This is a genomic window from Pseudomonas sp. FG35, assembly GCF_057809295.1.
In genome coordinates this window covers 288181-306903 of record NZ_JBMDJR010000010.1, presented here as the reverse complement: position 1 = coordinate 306903, position 18723 = coordinate 288181, and the positions used below count along the sequence as shown (strand labels likewise).

The following is an 18723-nucleotide window of genomic DNA, read 5'->3' as shown; positions in this document are numbered from 1 at the left end:
TTATAGAGACTCAGAATCTGCCGTCAACCCTTAATTTGCTTTTTCTATCAAGAAAGTGAAAAAGGCCGCTTCTATATAGACGCGAACGCAGTGAGTGCGCACTATATTGCCCAACACACCCCAGTTCCCTCCCCGGATGATGCCACGCAATGAACGACCAGCCTCGCAGCCTTGCCTCAACCTTGTTTCCGGTTGGCCTTCTATTAATAGCCATGGCATCGATTCAGTCCGGCGCCTCACTGGCCAAAAGCATGTTCCCCATCGTTGGCGCTCAAGGTACTACAACACTGCGCCTCATCTTCGCCAGCGTGATCATGCTGGTATTGCTCAAACCCTGGAGAGCGAAGCTGACGGCCAAGTCACTGCGCACGGTGATTGTCTATGGAATGGCGCTAGGAGGCATGAACTTCCTCTTCTATATGTCGTTACGCACTGTTCCGCTCGGCATCGCAGTTGCCCTGGAGTTCACCGGCCCTCTCGCGGTCGCCATCTATGCCTCGCGTCGCGCGATCGACTTTCTCTGGATTGCCCTTGCAGCCATTGGGTTGCTGTTGCTTATACCCACAGGCGCTACGACATCAGGTATCGATCTGGTCGGTGCAGGCTATGCGCTGGGAGCTGGCTTTTGCTGGGCGCTGTACATTCTGTTTGGCCAGAAGGCCGGCGCAGATAACGGTGTGACCACCGCGGCGCTTGGCGTGATGATCGCAGCCCTGTTCGTCGCCCCCATCGGTATCGTCCACGCTGGCAGCGCATTGCTGACTCCCGCATTGATCCCGATCGCTATTGGCGTGGCGATCCTGTCCACTGCCCTGCCTTACACTCTGGAAATGGTCGCCCTCACCCGCATGCCCGCCCGCACCTTCGGCACACTGATGAGTATTGAACCGGCCTTTGGAGCGCTGTCGGGCCTGCTATTCCTTCAGGAATACCTCTCTCTGTCACAATGGATGGCGATCCTGTGCATTATTCTGGCCTCCGTCGGTGCAACCATGACCATGGGCAACACTGCCAAACCCGCCATCGCGGCGGATTGAAAAGGGATTGAACGAAGGTCTGGCAATTGGCGCTCATTTAGGCCATGTTTAGCCTCGCAACCCAATGCCAGACATGGATTTTTTCGGACAGGGACATCGGAACGCTTCAAGCGAGAGCGAATACAGGCAGACCCGAGCGCCAGACTCGAGGCCGCCATAAGGACGGTAATGAAACGAATTTTGATTCTGATCGCCATACTGGCCGTTGCAGGCTGCGCGGCGACGTCGAAGACCCAGGTCAAGCATGGCAAGAAAGGGCTGCACATCAACTGTTCGGGGTTGTCCTCCTCTTGGGACAAGTGCTACACCAGCGCCGCGAACTCTTGCGCGCCGAAGGGCTACAAGGTCATCGCAAAATCAGGTGATGCCGTGGAAGAACCGGGTGATTACCCCTTCGGTCTCAACCCCGCCGGTTACACCAGCCGCAGCATGATCGTCATCTGCAAATAAACCATCGCCGCTACTGCACTCGCGAAGCGGCGAGCTGGTTCCCGATCTCTTCATGACAGGACTTCAGCACACGCTGCTGAATCTTGGGCGACGCCAACATACGCGCCACCACCAGTGCCCCGACACATTGCGACAGAATGGCCCAAGCCAGGCTGTCGCTTTCCAGAATCTGCGCCCAACTTTCCTGAAGCTTACAAATCCACAGCTCGGCCTGCTCCCGCACAACAATATCCGACCTCGCTATCTCGGCGCCCAGCGCAGGCAATGCGCAGCCCAGTTCAGGCTGCTCGACATGGGCCATGTTCAAATACAGTTTCAGGCACCGCTCCAGCCGTTCGTGATCCTGTGTACCCTGCCCGCCCAAGCGTTCCAGACTCTGGCACAACTCCCGCTCGACGATCGCCGCAAACAACGCGTCCTTGGACGAGAAGTGACTGTAGAACGCCGCCCCACTCAGACCGATCGCCTTCATCAGGCCATCGACACCCATTGATGAGAACCCGCTTCTTTTCGCAGAAAGCGAACTGCTTTGCAGGAGCTTTTCTTTGGTTTCCAGCTTGTGACCGGCGGAGTACCGCATGTATTTGTCCTCACAATTGAGTGCCTTGACGCTGAGCAAATCCTAGCATAACGTTCGTTCACTTAACGATCGTTTACTAAAGGGAACCACCCATGAATAACAAGAAGGTCGTATTGGTCGTCGGTGCAGGTGATGCCACGGGCGGTGCCATCGCCAAACGGTTCGCCAGGGAAGGATTCATCGCTTGCGTAACGCGGCGCAGCGCCGACAAATTGCAGCCGTTGGTGGAAGCCATTCAGGCGGCCGGCGGCGAAGCACACGGCTTTGCCTGCGATGCGCGCAAGGAAGAAGACGTCATTGCACTGATTGAGGATATCGAGACGCGTCTCGGACCAATTGAAGCATTCGTTTTCAACATCGGCGCCAACGTGCCCTGCAGCATCCTCGAAGAAACCGCCCGCAAGTATTTCAAGATCTGGGAAATGGCCTGCTTCTCCGGGTTTCTCAATGCCCGGGAAGTCGCCAAACGGATGGTGACCCGTAGCCGCGGCACGATCCTGTTCACCGGCGCGACTGCCGGATTGCGCGGTGCCTCCGGCTTCGCCGCGTTTGCCGGAGCCAAGCACGGTATCCGGGCTCTGGCACAGAGCATGGCCAGAGAGCTTGGCCCGATGAACATTCACGTCGCCCACGTCGTGGTCGACGGCGCCATCGATACCGATTTCATCCGCGACAATTTCCCTGACAAATATGCCACCAAGGACCAGGACGGCATTCTCAATCCAGAGCATATCGCCGAGAACTACTGGTATCTGCATAGCCAGCCACGGGACGCCTGGACGTTCGAGCTGGATCTGCGTCCGTGGAACGAACGCTGGTAATTCCCCCAATAACAAAAACAGAGTGCAGCGAACATGAGCAAAAGCGTGGAGTTCTATTTCGATCTCGGCAGCCCCGCCACTTACCTGGCGTACACCCAACTGCCGAAAATCTGCGCCGAGACCGGCAGCCAGTTGATCTACATTCCGATGTTGCTGGGCGGCGTCTTCAAAGCCACCGGCAACGCGTCGCCGGCAATGATCCCGGCCAAGGGTCGTTACATGTTTCAGGACCTGGACCGCTACGCCAAACGCTACGGTGTACCCTTGAAATTCAACCCGCATTTTCCGATCAATACCCTGATGTTGATGCGCGCGGTCACCGGCATTCAGCTGCGACATCCCGATCGCTTTCAGCCGTTCATCGATTGCCTGTTCAAAGCGCTGTGGGTTGAAGGGAGCCCCCTCGATGAGCCGGCAGCGGTTGCCGCCGTGCTGACCGAACATGGCTTCAATCCTGAAGAGGTACTGGCATTGACCAACGATGACGCAGTCAAGGCCATGCTCAAGGACAACACCGAGACCGCAGTGAAGCGCGGCGTCTTCGGCGCGCCGAGCATGTTCATCGACAAACAGTTGTTCTTCGGTCAGGACCGGCTCGACTTCGTGCTGGAAGCCCTTCGCTAAATCTCCACAACCAAACGCCCCTGAGCTGCTTTCGTTGCAAGCAGCTCATGGGCTTTTGCTGCGGTTTCCAGCGTGAACCGATGCGGATCGAGCAGCGGTCGCAGCTGCCCGGACTCAATCAACGCGGCAGCCTGGCGCAAAATCTCGCCATGATGCTCACACCCACTGCCGGTCAGTAACGGCAGCAAGGTGAACACGCCCGAATACGTCGCCCCACGAAACGACAACGGCGCAAGACTGTGCTGCCCCCAGCCCAGACAACTCAGTACATGTCCGCTGTAGATCCGTGCAGCTTTGAAGGAAACGTCCAGCGTCTCGCCGCCGACCGTATCATAGACAATGTCGAACCCCTCCCCCGCCGTGAACTCGGCGACATACTCCTCCACCGAGCTCTCTAGATAATCGATGAACGTCGCACCGTAACCCTCGATGATCGAGCGCTGCCTCACAGAACCTGTTGCATAAACATCTGCACCGAATGCTCGGGCCAGTTGAACGGCCACATGCCCGACACCACCCGCACCACCGTGAATCAACACCTTCTGCCCCGCACTCACCCGAGCCCGATCCACCAGGCCTTCCCACGCCGTGATCAATATCAATGGCAGGCTCGCAGCCTCACGCTGGTTCAGGTTCAAAGGCTTACGCGCCAGCAGTCGTGCGTCCACCACTGCAAACTCGGCCAACGAACCTTGCGCGCCACCAATGCCCGTGGCCAACGCATACACCTCATCGCCCGGCACCCAATCCTGCACGCCCTCACCCACCGCTTCGATCACACCCGCCAGATCAAGCCCCAACACCGCTGGCAACGGTTGCCGGGCATGGGCGGCCTGCCCTGCACGGATTTTCAGATCCAGCGGATTAACACCACTGGCCTTGATCCGCACCAGTACCTGTCCAGCCCCAGCCACTGGGCGCTCAAGGGAAACCAAGCGTAACGGCCCGTTAGCGGTGTCCACTATCAGGGCTTTCATGTGCAGTGAGTCAGTCATTTCGGTCATTCCTGTGGGAGAAAGTGAAGCCATGTTCCCGCAGCAGCTCCATGCCGATAAGACGTCAAATGACTATAGTAAGCATGCCAAATCGGCATGAATGAGGCGCTTCATGGACAAGCTCAACGCAATGGCCATCTTCGTCCGGGTGGTCGAACGCGGCAGTTTCTCCGCCGTTGCCCGGGAACTGCACACCACCCAGCCGACCATCAGCAAAGTGCTGCGCGCCCTTGAGAATGAATTGGGCGGCAAGCTGATTGCCCGCAGTACACGCAAGCTGTCACTGACCGATGAAGGTCAGCGGTACTACAACGAATGTCGAAATATCCTCGCCGCCGTGGACGCTGCCGAGCACAGTTTCCAGTCCGGCAGGGAAACCGTCGCCGGACCTTTGCGGATCGGCTCCTCCGTCAGTTTCGGCCGCTTGCATATCGCTTCGCGGCTGGCGGAGTTTCTGCAGCGCTTTCCGCAGGTGCAGGTCGACCTGCAACTGAGCGATCAGAATCTGGATCTGGTCAGCGAAGGCCTGGACGTCAGCCTGCGCATCGGCGAGCTGAACGACAGCGGCATGATCGCCCGACGCATCGGCACCACCCACCGGCTCACGGTGGCGACGCCCGATTACCTGCGACGCCACGGCCACCCACAATCACCTCAGGATCTTGCGCAGCACAACTGCCTGCAATTCAACCTGCTCAGCACTCAGAACCTGTGGACTTACGAGAAGGATGGCCAACACCACGACGTACGCATCCAGGGCAACGCCCAGAGCAACAACTCCGAAGCGATCCGCGAAATGGTCTTGGGAGGACTGGGGGTTTCGCTGTCACCGGTCTGGCTGTTCAGCGAAGATTTGAAGGCGGGTCGAGTGATCGCCCTGTTGCAGGACTACCAGACCCGATCATTGCCGATTCACGCCGTGTCCCCGGCGAACCGTCGCCAGTCCGCCAGGGTCAACGCGTTTGTCGACTTCATGACCCAGGCGCTGGCTGCAGCGCCCGAGCTTCAACCGATCAGATAGCGGCAGTACGCGTGTTCAGCCATTCCAGTGCCGCGCCATCGAGCAGCGGACTCAGGCGCTCGCGCACTTCGGCGTGATAGGCGTTGAACCATTGTTTCTCTTCCTGCGTCAGCAACGACGGTTCCAGGCAACGGGTGTCGATCGGGCACAGGGTCAGGGTTTCGAACTTGAGGAACTCGCCGAATTCGCTGCTTCCAGCCAATACGTTCATCGCCAGGTTCTCGATCCGCACACCCCAGCGGCCCGGACGATAAGTGCCCGGTTCGATGGAGGTGATCATTCCCGGTTGCATGGCGGTTTGTGGCGCCGGCGCTGCCTGATAAGCGATCACCTGCGGACCTTCGTGAACATTGAGGAAGTAACCCACGCCGTGTCCGGTGCCATGGCCGTAATCCACGTTCTCAGCCCAGATCGGCGCACGAGCGATGGCGTCCAGCAGCGGCGACAGAATGCCTTTCGGGAAATGCGCGCGGGACAAAGCAATAACGCCTTTCAACACACGAGTGCAATCGCGCTTCTGCTCATCCGTTGGCGTACCAACTGCCACCATGCGCGTGATGTCAGTGGTGCCGCCCAAGTATTGGCCGCCCGAATCGATCAGCAGCAGGCCATCACCCTCGATCACCGCGTGTTCTTCCGGGGTGGCGTGGTAATGCGGCATCGCGCCGTTGGCGTTGAACGCAGCGATGGTGTTGAAACTCAGCGACACATAATCCGGACGACGCTCACGGGCCGCCGTGAGCTTTTCGTCGATGGTCAGTTCGGTGATGCGCTCGCGCCCCCAGGCCGATTCCAGCCAGGTGAAAAACTCGCAAAGCGCCGCGCCATCCTGCTCCATCGCCTGACGGATGTGGCCGGCGTCTGCAAGACTCTTCTGCGACTTGGCCAGTGTGGTCGGGTTCAGGCCTTCGACCAGTTTCACGCCAGTGTCGAGGTTATCCAACAGACCGCTGGTAACCCGCGCCGGATCCACCAGCAGGCTCGCGCCGTTCGGAATCGCACGCAAGGCATCAGCGACTTCGCTGTAGTCGCGCAGGGTTACGCCGTCTTTTTCCAGCACGGCACGCAGCTCAGCATCGACCTTGCTCAAGGCCACAAACAGTGCGGCTTGTTGCTGGCTGATCAGCGCGAAGGAAACGAACACCGGGTTGAACGACACATCGCCACCGCGCAGGTTGAACAGCCAAGCGATGTCGTCAAGGGTGGCGATGAAGTGCCAGTCGGCACCGCGTTCCTGCAGGGTTTCGCGCAGTTTGGCGAGTTTTTCGCCACGGCTGACAGTCGCCTGCGGCGGCAGGTGCTGGTAGATCGGCGCGTTCGGCAACGCCGGACGGTCGCTCCAGACTTCTTTCAACAAGTCGATGTCGGTCCGCAGGCTGGCACCCCGGGCTTCGAGCTTGCTGCCCAGCGTGCGCGCCGACGCAACGGCCATCACCGCACCGTCAACCGCAACCACGCCACCTTCCGGCGTCTGCTCGGCCAGCCAGTCCAGCGGGCTCGGCTGACCCGGTTGCAGTTTCACCAGCTCGATGCCGCTGCCCTTGAGTTCCTTGGTCGCCTGTTCCCAGTAACGGCTGTCGGCCCAGACCCCGGCGAAGTCTGTGGTGACAATCAACGTACCGACCGAGCCATGGAAACCCGACAGCCATTGCCGACCCTGCCAGTAACCCGGCAGGTATTCCGACAGGTGCGGGTCGGCGGACGGCACCAGCAACGCGTGGATACCTTCGCGACGCATCAGTTCACGGGTGTGCGCGAGGCGCTGGGGAACCGTTCCTTCGGTAAAGGTCTGGGTACTCATCATGTCTCCTGCGAATCACTTCATCGTTATTGTTTGGTGCCGTTCGAATTCGGCTCGTTAAAGCCCTGTCGCCCAGAATGCCGGAGCACTGGCGCAGGCGGTCTTGATCAGTTCTACAGCCTTGTCGATGTCTTCGGCGGTGGTGAAACGGCCGAGGCTCAGGCGAATGGTGCGGCCGGCCAGGTGCGCGTCGTGCCCCAATGCCAGCAGCACGTGGGACGGTGTATTGCTGGCGGAATTGCAGGCCGAGGTCGCGGAAAACGCGATCGAATGGCTCAGCGCCGCCGGGTTGAACTCGCCTTCGCTGAAGGTCAGGCTCAAGGTGTGCGGGATACGTTGGGTGCTGCTGCCGTTGAGGCGTACGCCGGGCAGGCTCAAGAGCTGTTCGAGCAGTCGCTCGCGCAACGCGACGATGGTTTTCTTCTCGTCATCAAAGGCCTCGGCGGCCAAGGCAAAGGCCGAGCCCATGGCGGCGATCTGGTGAGTGGCCAGCGTACCGGAACGCAACCCACCCTCGTGACCACCACCGTGAATCTGCGCCTGCAAGCGCTGTTGCGCATGGGGTCCGACATACAGCGCGCCGATGCCTTTGGGGCCGTAGAGCTTGTGTGCCGAAAACGACATGAGATCCACCGGCCATTGCGCCAGATCGATCGCGACCTTGCCGGCGCCTTGCGCCGCATCGACATGGAACAACGCCCCGCGCCCACGCACTACTTCGCCGATGGCCGGGATGTCGTTGACGGTGCCGAGTTCGTTGTTGACCAGCATCAGCGACACCAGAAAGGTGTCATCGCGCATCGCTTCGCTGACTGCTTGCGCAGTGATCAGGCCTTCGGCGTCCGGCACCAGATAGGTCACGGCGACACCGGCGTCCTGCAATTGCCGGGCGGTGTCGAGGATGGCTTTATGTTCAATCTGACTGGTGATGATGTGCCCGCCGGGAACTCCACGGGCCTGGGCCACGCCTTTGAGGGCGAGGTTGTTGGATTCGGTGGCGCCGGAGGTCCAGACGATCTGCTGCGCCTGGGCGCCGACCAGTTCGGCGACTTGCCGGCGAGCGTTCTCGACCGTTTGCCGGGCCTGCTGGCCGAAAGCGTGGGAACTGGAGGCCGGGTTGCCGAAGTTACCGTTGAAACCCAGACACTCGATCATCACCTGGATGACCCGCTCGTCCACCGGGGTGGTGGCGGCGTAATCGAAATACAGCGGACGTGTGTTCATAAAAAGACTCGCAGAGCGTGTTCCGGGATCAGGATGCTCGTGTCTGCAAACGGCACGACGCAGCCTTGTGAGCTGCGTCCGGGTTCGAGAGCGTCATCAATACCTGATCGGAGGCCGTTAAAGAAGAACAACTTCATTTAAAAGTGCGTAGGAACGCTCCTGAACGCGACTTTAACAGGCATCGAGCCGGCGGTTGTAGCACTGCGTCAGCCAAAGCTTTCAAGGAGTAACGGATACAGCGAAATCACCAGCAGCGCCGCCATGCCCCAGTTGAACACCCGCAACCAGCGGCGATCCTTCAGTACGTTGCGCAACAGAGTCCCGCACGCCGCCCAGACACCGACGCTCGGCAGATTGATGATGGCGAACACCGCCGCAATCACGACTACATTGGTGAAGTAACCCTGCATCGGCGTGTAGGTGCTGATGGCGCCGATGGCCATGATCCACGCCTTGGGATTGACCCACTGAAAAGCGGCCGCGCCGAGATAGCTGATCGGCTTCGCTTCGCCCTGCCCGCTGTCGCCGACCGGGCCGGAGTGAGCGATTTTCCACGCCAGGTAAAGCAAGTACGCCGCGCCGACGTAACGCAGAACCGTATAAAGCAGCGGATAGGTCTGGAATACCGCGCCCAGGCCAAAACCCACCGCCACCACCAGCACGAAGAAGCCGCAGGTAATGCCGAGCATATGGGGGATGGTGCGGTTAAAGCCGAAGTTCACGCCCGATGCCAGCAACATGGTGTTGTTCGGCCCCGGTGTGATCGAGGTGACAAGGGCAAACAGGGCGAAGCCCAGCAGCAGGTCGAGCGAGAGGGTCATGGCAGGCAGTCCGTCAGGGTCATTCAGGTGTTGACCCTATCCCACGGCGCCGCGCAAACCCACGGACAGTTGGATAAAACTTCGAGCAGTACAGTTGCGGATCAGCTTGGACGACCGTGCAGCTGTACGGCCCGCTCGGCGCTCATTTCACCCTTGGAATCGAAACCGAATGCCTTCTGTGGCTGGCCGAGCAATTCGGCTTTTTTCGCATGGTATTCCTCGAAGGACAGGCCGCGACGGTTCAGCGATTCAAGCGCCAGTTCGCGGGTTTCTTCCGCCGTATAAGGGCGCAGTTCCGGGGAAACATGACTCGCGCAACCGGCGAGAACAGAGACAGCGAGCATCAGCGAAACAGTCAGTAAACGATTCATGGGAGCGTCCTGGCGAGCAGTGTGGGTCGATGGAGAAAGGCTACGCCCGGGCACGCTTTGGCAGAAATCAACGCTCTCAATAGTGGCTATCAGAATTCGGGCAGGATTCGCCCTGTATATTCCCATAAGGCCTATCAATATCAATTAACAGTCTTTTACGGAATAACAGTCAGCCTTTATAAATCCTTCATCGCGTTCGGCACTGTTGCTCCAGCAACTGTTTCCCAGGCAACAGCGGTTCAACAAACCGGCCTGAAAGTCACATGAGCACAGCCACCGAAAACGCTCAAAGCCCCGGAATACGGGCCTTACAGGAATTGGTACAGCGCTTGCTCTGCTCCAGTGACTACTCACTGCTCGCCGAGCAACTGTTGAAAAAGGAACTGACCATGTCGCGTCCATTGAAAGTCGTCGCCCTGTCCGGCGGAACCTGGCGTCCGTCCCGCACCCTGGTGCTGACCCAGGCCCTGCTGGCCGAATTGTCCGGGCACTTGCCGATCGAGAGCCATTTGATCGAGCTCGGTGACATCGCCCGCCCGCTTGGCGCCGCACTGTCCCGCCAGGAGTTGCCGGCCGAGATCGAAGCCGAACTGCAAGCCATCGAACAGGCTGATTTGCTGATCGTCGCCGCGCCGGTCTATCGCGGCTCCTATCCGGGCCTGCTCAAGCATTTGTTCGACCTGATCGACCTGAATGCGCTGATCGACACGCCTGTGCTGCTCGCCGCCACCGGTGGCAGCGAACGGCACGCGTTGGTCCTCGATCACCAGTTGCGCCCGCTGTTCAGCTTCTTCCAGGCCGTGACCCTGCCGATCGGCGTGTATGCCACCGAAGCCGATTTCGCCGACTACCAGATCACCAGCGAACCGCTCAAGGCGCGCATCCGCCTGGCCGCCGAACGTGCCGCGCCACTGTTCGGCACTCATCTCAAACCATTGCTGAAAATCGCCTGAGGAGCTGTTCATGGATGTTTTCTGGTTCCTGCCGACTCACGGCGACGGTCACTATCTGGGCACCACCCAAGGCGCACGCCCGGTCACCCTCAATTACCTGAAACAGGTGGCGCAAGCTGCGGACAGCCTCGGCTACCACGGCGTGCTGATTCCCACCGGGCGGTCCTGCGAGGATTCGTGGGTGATCGCATCGGCACTGGTGCCGCTGACCGAACGCCTGCGTTATCTGGTGGCGATCCGTCCGGGGATCATCTCGCCAACCGTTTCGGCGCGCATGGCCGCGACCCTGGATCGACTGTCCAACGGCCGCCTGCTGATCAACGTTGTGACCGGCGGTGACCCGGACGAAAACCGTGGCGACGGCAGTTTCCTCAGCCACAGCGAACGCTACGAAGTCACCGACGAATTCCTCAAGATCTGGCGCCGCGTGTTGCAAGGCGAAGCGGTGGATTTCGAAGGCAAACACCTGAAGGTGCAGAACGCCAAAGCCCTGTATCCACCGGTGCAGAAACCTTATCCGCCGCTGTATTTCGGCGGCTCCTCCGACGCGGCTCACGATCTGGCCGCCGAGCAGGTCGACGTGTACCTGACGTGGGGCGAACCACCGGCCGCCGTCGCCGAGAAACTCGCCGACGTGCGCGAACGCGCCGCCCGTCACGGGCGCAAAGTGAAGTTCGGCATCCGCCTGCACGTGATCGTGCGCGAGACCGCCGAAGAAGCCTGGAAAGCCGCCGACAAACTGATCGAGCACATCAGCGACGAAACCATCGAGGCTGCGCAGAAATCCTTTTCCCGTTTCGACTCCGAAGGCCAGCGGCGCATGGCCGCCCTGCATGACGGGCGCCGCGACAACCTGGAAATCGCCCCCAACCTGTGGGCCGGCGTCGGTCTGGTGCGCGGTGGCGCCGGTACTGCGCTGGTGGGCGATCCGCAGCAAGTGGCGGCGCGAATCAAGGAATACGCGGATCTGGGCATCGAGAGCTTCATCTTCTCCGGTTATCCGCATCTGGAAGAGGCCTACCGCTTTGCCGAACTGGTCTTCCCGCTGTTGCCCGAGCCGTACGCGAGCCTGGCCGGACGCGGCGTGACCAACCTCACCGGGCCGTTCGGCGAAATGATCGCCAACGATGTACTGCCCGCCAAAGCCAACGCCTGAGGAAGACCGAGTGACTGCCAAACCGCAAAGCACCCTGCTCTCCCCGTTGCAGACCGCCCGCCAACTGGCCGCTGAATTCGCCCTGACCGCCGTCGAACGCGACGAGCGTGGCGGCACGCCGAAAGCCGAACGCGACGCCCTGCGCGACAGCGGTCTGCTGGCCCTGAGCATTCCCACCCGTTACGGCGGCCTCGGCGCGCGCTGGAGCGAAACCCTGCAAGTCGTGCGCGAATTCGCCAAGGTCGACAGCTCGATCGCCCACGTCTTCGGTTTTCATCATTTGATGCTCGCCACCGTGCGCCTGTTTTCCCGCCCGGAACAATGGCAGCCGTGGTTCGAACAGACCGCGCGGCAGAACTGGTTCTGGGGCAACGCGCTCAATCCGCTGGACACCCGCACCGTGGTCAAGGACCTCGGTGGCTGGCGCGAGTTTTCCGGCAAGAAGAGCTTCTGCTCCGGCGCCAGCGATTCGCAGATGCTGATCGCCTCGGCGGTGGACGAAAGCAACGGCGGCAAACTGCTGATCGCGGCGATCCCCAGCGGGCGCAGCGGCATCACCCTGCACAACGACTGGAACAACATCGGCCAGCGCCAGACCGATAGCGGCAGCGCCACGTTCGAACGGGTGCGGGTCGAGGAATCGGAGCTGCTGCTGGATCCGGGGCCGCTGAGCACACCGTTCGCCTGCTTGCGCCCGTTGATCGCGCAACTGACGTTCACCCACATGTTCCTCGGCATCGCCGAAGGTGCCTTTGAAGAGGCGCGGCAATACACCCTGAGTGAAACCCGGGTCTGGCACAAATCCTCGGTGCGCGAGGTGCGTGAAGATCCTTATGTGCTGGCCCATTACGGCGAGTTCTGGGTCGCTCTCGAAGGCATCCGTCTGCTGGTGGAACGCGCCGCTGCGTTGCTCGACGAGGCCTGGACCAAGGGCCCGAACCTCAGTGCCGAAGAACGCGGGCATCTGGCCACGGCGATTGCCACGGCCAAGGTCGCCGCCAGCCGACAGGGCCTGGAGATTTGTAGCCGACTGTTCGAAGTCACCGGCGCCCGTTCGACCCACGCGTCGCTGCGCCTCGACCGGCACTGGCGCAACCTGCGCACGCAAACCTTGCACGACCCGCTGGATTACAAACTCCACGAGCTGGGCGACTGGGCGCTGAACCAGTCCCTGCCGGTGCCGACGTTCTATTCCTGATTTTCTTTCGTGGAGCGAGACCCCATGCAACTGCTGACCCTGCCGCCTTCACCCGCCCTGGCCACCTCAATCCGCGCCACTGCTCAGGTCTTCGAAGACCCGAAATCCCAGGCCCTGCTCGCGCATTTGCAACAGGTCGCCCCGAGCGAGGCCAGCGTGCTGATCATCGGCGAAACCGGCACCGGCAAAGAGTTGGTGGCGCGGCACATCCACAACCTGAGCAACCGGCGCAACCGGCCGTTCATCGCGGTCAACTGCGGGGCGTTTTCCGAATCGCTGGTGGAAGCCGAACTGTTCGGCCACGAAAAAGGCGCCTTCACAGGCGCCCTCAGCGCCAAGGCCGGATGGTTCGAAGAGGCGGATGGCGGCACTTTGTTCCTCGATGAGATCGGCGATCTGCCGATGGCCATTCAGGTCAAATTGCTGCGGGTGTTGCAGGAACGCGAAGTGGTGCGCCTCGGATCGCGCAAGAGCATTCCCATCGATGTGCGGGTGCTGGCGGCAACTAACGTGCAACTGGAGAAAGCCATCAACGCCGGGCATTTCCGCGAGGATCTGTATTACCGGCTGAACGTAGTGAATCTGGAGCTGAGCCCGTTGCGCGACCGCCCCGGCGACATCCTGCCGCTGACCCGGCATTTCATCGAGGCCTACAGTCAGCGCCTGGGTTACGGACGCGTCACCATCAGTCCCGGCGCCGAACACAAGCTGCGCGGCTACAGTTGGCCGGGCAATATCCGCGAACTGGAAAACGTCATCCATCACACGCTGCTGATCTGCCGTAACGGCGTGATCGAACGCGACGATCTGCGCCTGTCGAACCTGCGCATCGACCGTCCCGACGATCAGCACGCAACCGCCGACGACTCACCGGAAGCGCTGCTGGAACGCGCCTTCCAGAAACTCTTCGAGCAACAGGCCGGCGCCCTGCATGAAAAAGTCGAAGACGCGTTGCTGCGCGCAGCCTATCGCTTCTGCCATTACAACCAGGTGCACACCGCGTCCCTGCTCGGCCTGAGTCGCAACGTCACCCGTACGCGGCTGATCAAGATCGGCGAACTGGCGGTGAACAAGCGCCGGCCCACGGAAAACCTGCAAGGCGAGCGCTTGATCCAGCTGTCGATCTAACCCACCAGTTGGCAGTGCAAGCCGTCGTCATGACTGCGGGCGATGCTGCTCAGCACCTGGAATGAACCGAAGGTCACGGTGCGCGCCTGATGGGTGCGGATCAGTTGCCAGAAGTCCTGCTCGCCGGTTTCGAAACTCTGGAACGCCGCCTCCCCCGCCTCGCGGGACTGCCATTGCAGAAAGCTCAACACTCGCCGGCCATCGTCGCTGGCCTGGACGCTCGCGCTGACGAAGCCTGAGTAACGCTGTGCCAGGCGTTCGGTCTGCAGCGCCAGCGCCGACACCAGCGCCGGTTGCTGGCCGGGTTCGATTTCAAATTCGATCAATTGGGTGAAGCTGCGGTTTTTCGCTGGTGCTTGCATGACATCCCCACTCTGTCAGGCGAATCTTGCGATTCGAAGGCCTGCAGGGTAAAACCTCGAGTTAACTAGAGGTCAAGGGGCAATTTGCAAATGATCACTGCGCAAAATGTGCACAAGCAACTGACCGTCGGCGAAGTCGCGGCCCGCAGCGGCGTGGCAGTCACCGCCCTGCACTTTTATGAATCCAAGGGGTTGATCAAGAGCCAGCGCAATGCCGGCAACCAACGGCGCTATCCACGGGAAGTGCTGCGGCGGGTGGCGTTGATCAAGGTGGCGCAACGTCTGGGGATTCCACTGGCGGAAATCGGAGAGGCGTTGAAACAGCTACCGGACAACCGCGCCCCCACCGCGGCGGACTGGAAAGTGTTGTCGGAGCAGTGGCGGCGGGAGCTGGACGAGCGGATCAATCAGTTGATGCTGCTGCGGGACCGGCTGACCGGTTGCATCGGTTGCGGATGCCTGTCGATGGAGGCCTGCCCGCTGCGCAATCAGGGCGATGTGCTGGGCGAGCGAGGGCCGGGAGCGCACTTTCTCGACGTTCCCGACTGAGGACTCACTCCGCTCCGGCATCGCGAGGGCTGCTCGTCGGCTGCTAGGTCATGGCGGCGGCACAGATCTATAGTTGAGCGACCGGCAACCCCGGCGAAGGCACACCTTCAACCGCTAATAAAAACCAGGCAACAAATAACAGGGAGTACCGCCATGAGCGTCAAACCCATTCCCGAGGGGTATCACAGCATTACCCCGTACCTCGGCATTCACAAAGCTGCCGAAGCCATCGACTTCTATAAAAAGGCGTTCGGTGCCACCGAAGTCATGCGCCTGAGCATGCCCGACGGCGGCATCGGCCACGCCGAACTGCGCATCGGCGACAGTGCGATCATGCTCGGCTCGCCATGCGATCAAGGGCCTTTGAGCAATCCGGACAAAGCAGTGTCGGTCGGTTTGCATCTGTACGTGACCGATGTCGACAAATCCTTTCAGCGTGCGCTGGAGGCCGGCGCGACCTCGGTGTCAGAGGTCAAGGATCAGTTCTACGGCGACCGCAGCGGGACGTTGAAAGATCCGTACGGGCATCTGTGGTTCCTCGCCACGCGCAAGGAGGACCTGACCCAAGAGCAGATCGAGCAACGGGCAAAAGAGATGTTTCAGCAAGGTTAGCCACGCCGAATATCCATTCCCGCGCAACGCGCGGGGATGGGCGAACACGATTCATGAACCGTCGAACCACGCTTCACGTCTTGTCATGAACGCCCGGCGATTTCAGGATGCAGGCCACGCGCCTGAATAAAGGATCACCCGATGTTTGCCGGATTCGTCAAAGACCAGCGCCACGTCAACGGTGTGGACATCACCTACCGCATCAAAGGCAGCGGCCCGGGCCTGCTGCTCCTGCATGGGCACCCGCAGACCCACGTCATCTGGCACAAGATCGCCGGGCAACTGGCCGAACACTTCACTGTGGTCGCTGCCGACCTGCGTGGTTACGGCGACAGCAGTCGTCCGCCGGCGGATGAAGCTCACCTCAACTATTCCAAGCGCGAGATGGCCCGCGACGGCGTGGAATTGATGAACGCGTTGGGTTTCGAGCAGTTCTCGATCCTTGCCCACGACCGTGGCGCGCGGGTCGCCCATCGTCTGGCGCTCGATCATCACGCCGTCGTGCGGCGCATGGTCCTGCTCGACATCGCGCCGACGTTGGCGATGTACAGCCAGACCAACGAAGCTTTTGCACGGGCCTATTGGCACTGGTTTTTCCTGATTCGTCCGGCACCGCTGCCGGAAACCCTGATCGAAGCCGACCCTGAAGGCTATCTGCGCAGCGTCATGGGCAGTCGCAGCGCCGGGCTCGCGCCCTTCACCGACGAGGCGTTCAGCGAATACCGGCGTTGTCTTGAACGTCCCGGCAGTGCTCGGGGGATCTGTGAGGATTACCGCGCCAGCGCCGGCATCGACCTGGAACATGACCGCATCGACATCACGGCCGGTCGTCACCTGGACCTGCCGTTACTGGTGCTGTGGGGCGCCGAGGGCATTGTCGGTCGGTGCTTCGATCCGCTCGGGGAATGGCAACAGGTTGCCACCGACGTACGGGGCAAGGCCCTGCCTGCCGGGCATTACCTCGCCGAAGAAGTCCCTGAACTGTTGCTCGCCGAAGCGCTCGATTTTCTCCGCTGACTCCCCCCTTCAATCCGGCGGCATGCGCCGTCGGACTGCTTCGCCTCCCCCGCAGAAATCCGCCCACGCGACAGCAACCTGCAATCGCGAAACATTTACTTTCATATCGTTTATCGGGATTTGCTTCGGTCATCCGTCTTATAGAGATGCGGGCCGGTCGCGTAGGCAAAAGCCACGACGGGCCCTTCAGGGACTGCCGCGCTGCGAAGCCCGTAGTGGCCGAGTCCTCTCACCGAATCAAGACCCGTCATCATGTCGAAGAAATCCCGCTCGAAACTGTGGTTCCTGGTACACAGCTGGCTGGCGTTGCCAATCTGGTTTTTTGTCCTGATCGTCTGCGTCACCGGCACCCTGGCGGTGGTCAGCCAGGAAATCGTCTGGCTGGTGAATCCGCAAATGCGCGCCACCCAACCATCGGACGATGCCCCGCTGCTGGGTTATGACCAGATCATCAGCGCGATCAAGACTGCCGAACCACAGTTGCTGGTCGAACGCATCAGTCGTCCCGACGAATCGCATTTCGCGCTGGAGGTGAACGTCAGTCAACCTGACGGGCGCTCGGTAACGGTCTACGTCAACCCTTACACCGGTGTGATCCAGGGCACCGCGCCCGACTTCAATTTCCGGGCCTTCACCCGTGCCTTGCATGGCTGGTGGCTGGTACCGTTCACCAACGGTTACAGCTGGGGCTGGTATCTGGTGTCCTTCCTGGCACTGCCGATGCTGGCTTCGCTGGTGACCGGACTGGTGGTCTACAAACGCTTCTGGAAGGGCTTTTTCAGCCCGACCCTGCGCCTGCGTCACGGTGCGCGGATATTCTGGGGCGATTTCCACCGTCTCAGCGGCATCTGGTCGATCTGGTTTATCGCGGTGATCTCCGTCACCGCCGTGTGGTTCCTGATCGAAGCCATTCTTTCGGACAACCACATCTCCATCTCCAGCGAGCCGGTCATCGCAGCCATGTCCCGTGAAGGCGTGCCGCTGTCCGCCGATGGTTCGCCACCGCCACGGGTCAGCCTGGATCACGCCATCGAAATTGCCCAGCAACGGATTCCCGGGTTCGAAGCCAGCACCATCAATCTGCCCGGCAATGCCTACAGCCACCTCGATATCCGGGGACGCGGCTGGTATCCGCTGATGTTCCAGTCAGCCACGCTCAACCCTTACAGCGGTGAAGTGGCAGCCTCGCGCCTGCTCTCCGACCGGACCTCCCTGGAGTTCGTCACCGAATCCATGCGTCCGCTGCACACCGGCGACTTCGGTGGACTGTGGATCAAGCTGATCTGGTTCTTCTTCGGACTGGTGCTGAGCATGATGGTCCTCAGCGGGCTGTTGATCTGGACCAAGCGTACCGCGCTGGCGACCGCCAACGCCCTCAAGCGCGAGCACAAGAAACAGCGCGGTCAGGCACAACCGGCCCTGCACCGTGAACCGTCGGAGGTCCATCTGTGAGCAAGTCCACCAGAGTGGTTCAACCTTCGCGACTGAGCGTGATCTGGCATAAATGGCGCTTCCACATCAACGTGCTACTGTTGCTGATTCCGCTGGGATTCATGCCCCGGTACTTCGCCGACCAGGCTCTGTTTCGCGGCGACAGCGGACTGGGCGAACGCGAGATCGGCGAAGTCCAGGTGGGTCCCTGGAGCCTGAGGCTGGCCGAGTTTCGCAACGAACCACCGCTTCCCGACGGCGCGGCCGGTTATCTGAAGGGCTTTAGCGCCGCCCTGTGCGACGCCTGTGTCGAACAGGTCAAGGCCACCTACCTGCGTATCGGCAAGCCGCGCAGTCTGCGCGCCGCGGGTTCGATCTTCTTCGGCACGCCTTACAGCATGGGTACGCAGATGCCCGTCCCGGACAAAACCAGAGCCGACGCCGAACTGTGGATCACCATGGAAGGCTGGGACGGCAGCATGCACCAAGCCTCGATTCCGCTGAGCCAGGCCTCCCCCGCCACCGTTGCCTGGCTGAACAAACAAGGAGCCAAACCATGAGCCACCCTTCCC

General features: G+C 60.8%; 21 protein-coding genes. 14 read left to right on the top strand and 7 right to left on the bottom strand.

The annotated features are described in order from the left end of the window. The first annotated feature begins 149 nt into the window (after positions 1–149). Together rhtA and ACODTD_RS21160 are read left to right on the top strand one after the other, a co-directional pair. A complete protein-coding gene (rhtA, locus tag ACODTD_RS21165) occupies positions 150–1037 on the top strand; it encodes a threonine/homoserine exporter RhtA (protein ID WP_011335219.1) in 888 nt (295 codons plus the stop codon). A gap of 168 nt (positions 1038–1205) precedes the next feature. Further along, complete coding sequence (locus ACODTD_RS21160) at positions 1206–1487, top strand: hypothetical protein (RefSeq protein ID WP_011335220.1); 282 nt, start codon at positions 1206–1208, stop codon at positions 1485–1487. A 10-nt stretch (positions 1488–1497) separates the two neighbouring features. Here the strand turns inward: ACODTD_RS21160 and ACODTD_RS21155 are convergent, their stop codons facing one another. Beyond that, on the bottom strand, positions 1498–2067 hold the full coding sequence (locus ACODTD_RS21155; protein WP_201815670.1) for a TetR/AcrR family transcriptional regulator: 570 nt from the start codon (positions 2065–2067) through the stop codon (positions 1498–1500). A 92-nt stretch (positions 2068–2159) separates the two neighbouring features. Here ACODTD_RS21155 and ACODTD_RS21150 point away from each other — a divergent pair, with 92 nt between their 5' ends. Continuing rightward, positions 2160–2888, top strand: coding sequence for an SDR family oxidoreductase (locus ACODTD_RS21150; RefSeq protein WP_201815671.1), 729 nt, complete (start codon positions 2160–2162; stop codon positions 2886–2888). A 33-nt stretch (positions 2889–2921) separates the two neighbouring features. Further along, a complete protein-coding gene (locus ACODTD_RS21145) occupies positions 2922–3512 on the top strand; it encodes a 2-hydroxychromene-2-carboxylate isomerase (protein WP_285355028.1) in 591 nt (196 codons plus the stop codon). Here the strand turns inward: ACODTD_RS21145 and ACODTD_RS21140 are convergent. Next, positions 3509–4507 carry a zinc-dependent alcohol dehydrogenase family protein gene (locus ACODTD_RS21140; protein WP_011335224.1) on the bottom strand — a complete coding sequence of 333 codons (999 nt, stop codon included), beginning with the start codon at positions 4505–4507 and terminating at the stop codon, positions 3509–3511. The two genes, ACODTD_RS21145 and ACODTD_RS21140, sit on opposite strands and share 4 nt — an antisense overlap. Positions 4508–4619: 112 nt before the next feature. Between ACODTD_RS21140 and ACODTD_RS21135 the strand changes: the two genes are divergently transcribed. Further along, complete coding sequence (locus tag ACODTD_RS21135; protein WP_011335225.1) at positions 4620–5528, top strand: LysR family transcriptional regulator; 909 nt, start codon at positions 4620–4622, stop codon at positions 5526–5528. Here the strand turns inward: ACODTD_RS21135 and ACODTD_RS21130 are convergent. The 4 genes from ACODTD_RS21130 to ACODTD_RS21115 all read right to left on the bottom strand — a co-directional run bounded on the left by ACODTD_RS21130 (position 5521) and on the right by ACODTD_RS21115 (position 9745). Continuing rightward, on the bottom strand, positions 5521–7329 hold the full coding sequence (locus ACODTD_RS21130; protein WP_489105156.1) for an aminopeptidase P family protein: 1809 nt from the start codon (positions 7327–7329) through the stop codon (positions 5521–5523). The genes ACODTD_RS21135 and ACODTD_RS21130 overlap by 8 nt on opposite strands. 57 nt (positions 7330–7386) lie before the next feature. Then, on the bottom strand, positions 7387–8553 hold the full coding sequence (locus ACODTD_RS21125) for an aminotransferase class V-fold PLP-dependent enzyme (RefSeq protein WP_489105155.1): 1167 nt from the start codon (positions 8551–8553) through the stop codon (positions 7387–7389). Positions 8554–8759: 206 nt separating this feature from the next. Then, complete coding sequence (locus tag ACODTD_RS21120) at positions 8760–9374, bottom strand: LysE family translocator (RefSeq protein WP_221616071.1); 615 nt, start codon at positions 9372–9374, stop codon at positions 8760–8762. A gap of 101 nt (positions 9375–9475) precedes the next feature. Continuing rightward, a complete protein-coding gene (locus tag ACODTD_RS21115; RefSeq protein ID WP_221616070.1) occupies positions 9476–9745 on the bottom strand; it encodes a hypothetical protein in 270 nt (89 codons plus the stop codon). Between the two features lie 389 nt (positions 9746–10134). Between ACODTD_RS21115 and msuE the strand changes: the two genes are divergently transcribed. The 4 genes from msuE to ACODTD_RS21095 are packed head-to-tail and all read left to right on the top strand — an operon-like array spanning position 10135 to position 14180. Further along, on the top strand, positions 10135–10698 hold the full coding sequence (gene msuE, locus ACODTD_RS21110; RefSeq protein WP_011335230.1) for an FMN reductase: 564 nt from the start codon (positions 10135–10137) through the stop codon (positions 10696–10698). 10 nt (positions 10699–10708) lie between these two features. Further along, complete coding sequence (ssuD, locus tag ACODTD_RS21105) at positions 10709–11854, top strand: FMNH2-dependent alkanesulfonate monooxygenase (protein ID WP_007955828.1); 1146 nt, start codon at positions 10709–10711, stop codon at positions 11852–11854. A gap of 10 nt (positions 11855–11864) precedes the next feature. Next, entirely contained in the window at positions 11865–13052 is a 1188-nt protein-coding gene (locus ACODTD_RS21100) for an acyl-CoA dehydrogenase family protein (RefSeq protein WP_489105154.1), read from the top strand. Between the two features lie 24 nt (positions 13053–13076). After that, on the top strand, positions 13077–14180 hold the full coding sequence (locus tag ACODTD_RS21095) for a sigma-54 interaction domain-containing protein (RefSeq protein ID WP_236191423.1): 1104 nt from the start codon (positions 13077–13079) through the stop codon (positions 14178–14180). Here the strand turns inward: ACODTD_RS21095 and ACODTD_RS21090 are convergent. Beyond that, entirely contained in the window at positions 14177–14542 is a 366-nt protein-coding gene (locus ACODTD_RS21090) for an antibiotic biosynthesis monooxygenase (protein WP_011335234.1), read from the bottom strand. The genes ACODTD_RS21095 and ACODTD_RS21090 overlap by 4 nt on opposite strands. A 90-nt stretch (positions 14543–14632) precedes the next feature. Here ACODTD_RS21090 and soxR point away from each other — a divergent pair, with 90 nt between their 5' ends. The 5 genes from soxR (at position 14633) to ACODTD_RS21065 (ending at position 18711) form a co-directional block, all read left to right on the top strand. Continuing rightward, positions 14633–15091, top strand: coding sequence for a redox-sensitive transcriptional activator SoxR (gene soxR, locus ACODTD_RS21085; RefSeq protein WP_064378554.1), 459 nt, complete (start codon positions 14633–14635; stop codon positions 15089–15091). Between the two features lie 153 nt (positions 15092–15244). Further along, positions 15245–15703: a VOC family protein gene (locus ACODTD_RS21080; RefSeq protein WP_007955817.1), complete on the top strand. Its 459-nt coding sequence runs from the start codon at positions 15245–15247 to the stop codon at positions 15701–15703. A gap of 141 nt (positions 15704–15844) precedes the next feature. Then, complete coding sequence (locus ACODTD_RS21075; RefSeq protein ID WP_489105153.1) at positions 15845–16720, top strand: alpha/beta fold hydrolase; 876 nt, start codon at positions 15845–15847, stop codon at positions 16718–16720. 252 nt (positions 16721–16972) lie between these two features. Next, complete coding sequence (locus ACODTD_RS21070; RefSeq protein WP_011335238.1) at positions 16973–18172, top strand: PepSY-associated TM helix domain-containing protein; 1200 nt, start codon at positions 16973–16975, stop codon at positions 18170–18172. Beyond that, complete coding sequence (locus tag ACODTD_RS21065) at positions 18169–18711, top strand: thiamine pyrophosphate-binding protein (RefSeq protein WP_285355006.1); 543 nt, start codon at positions 18169–18171, stop codon at positions 18709–18711. The genes ACODTD_RS21070 and ACODTD_RS21065 overlap by 4 nt, the downstream gene beginning before the upstream one ends. Positions 18712–18723 lie beyond the last annotated feature (12 nt).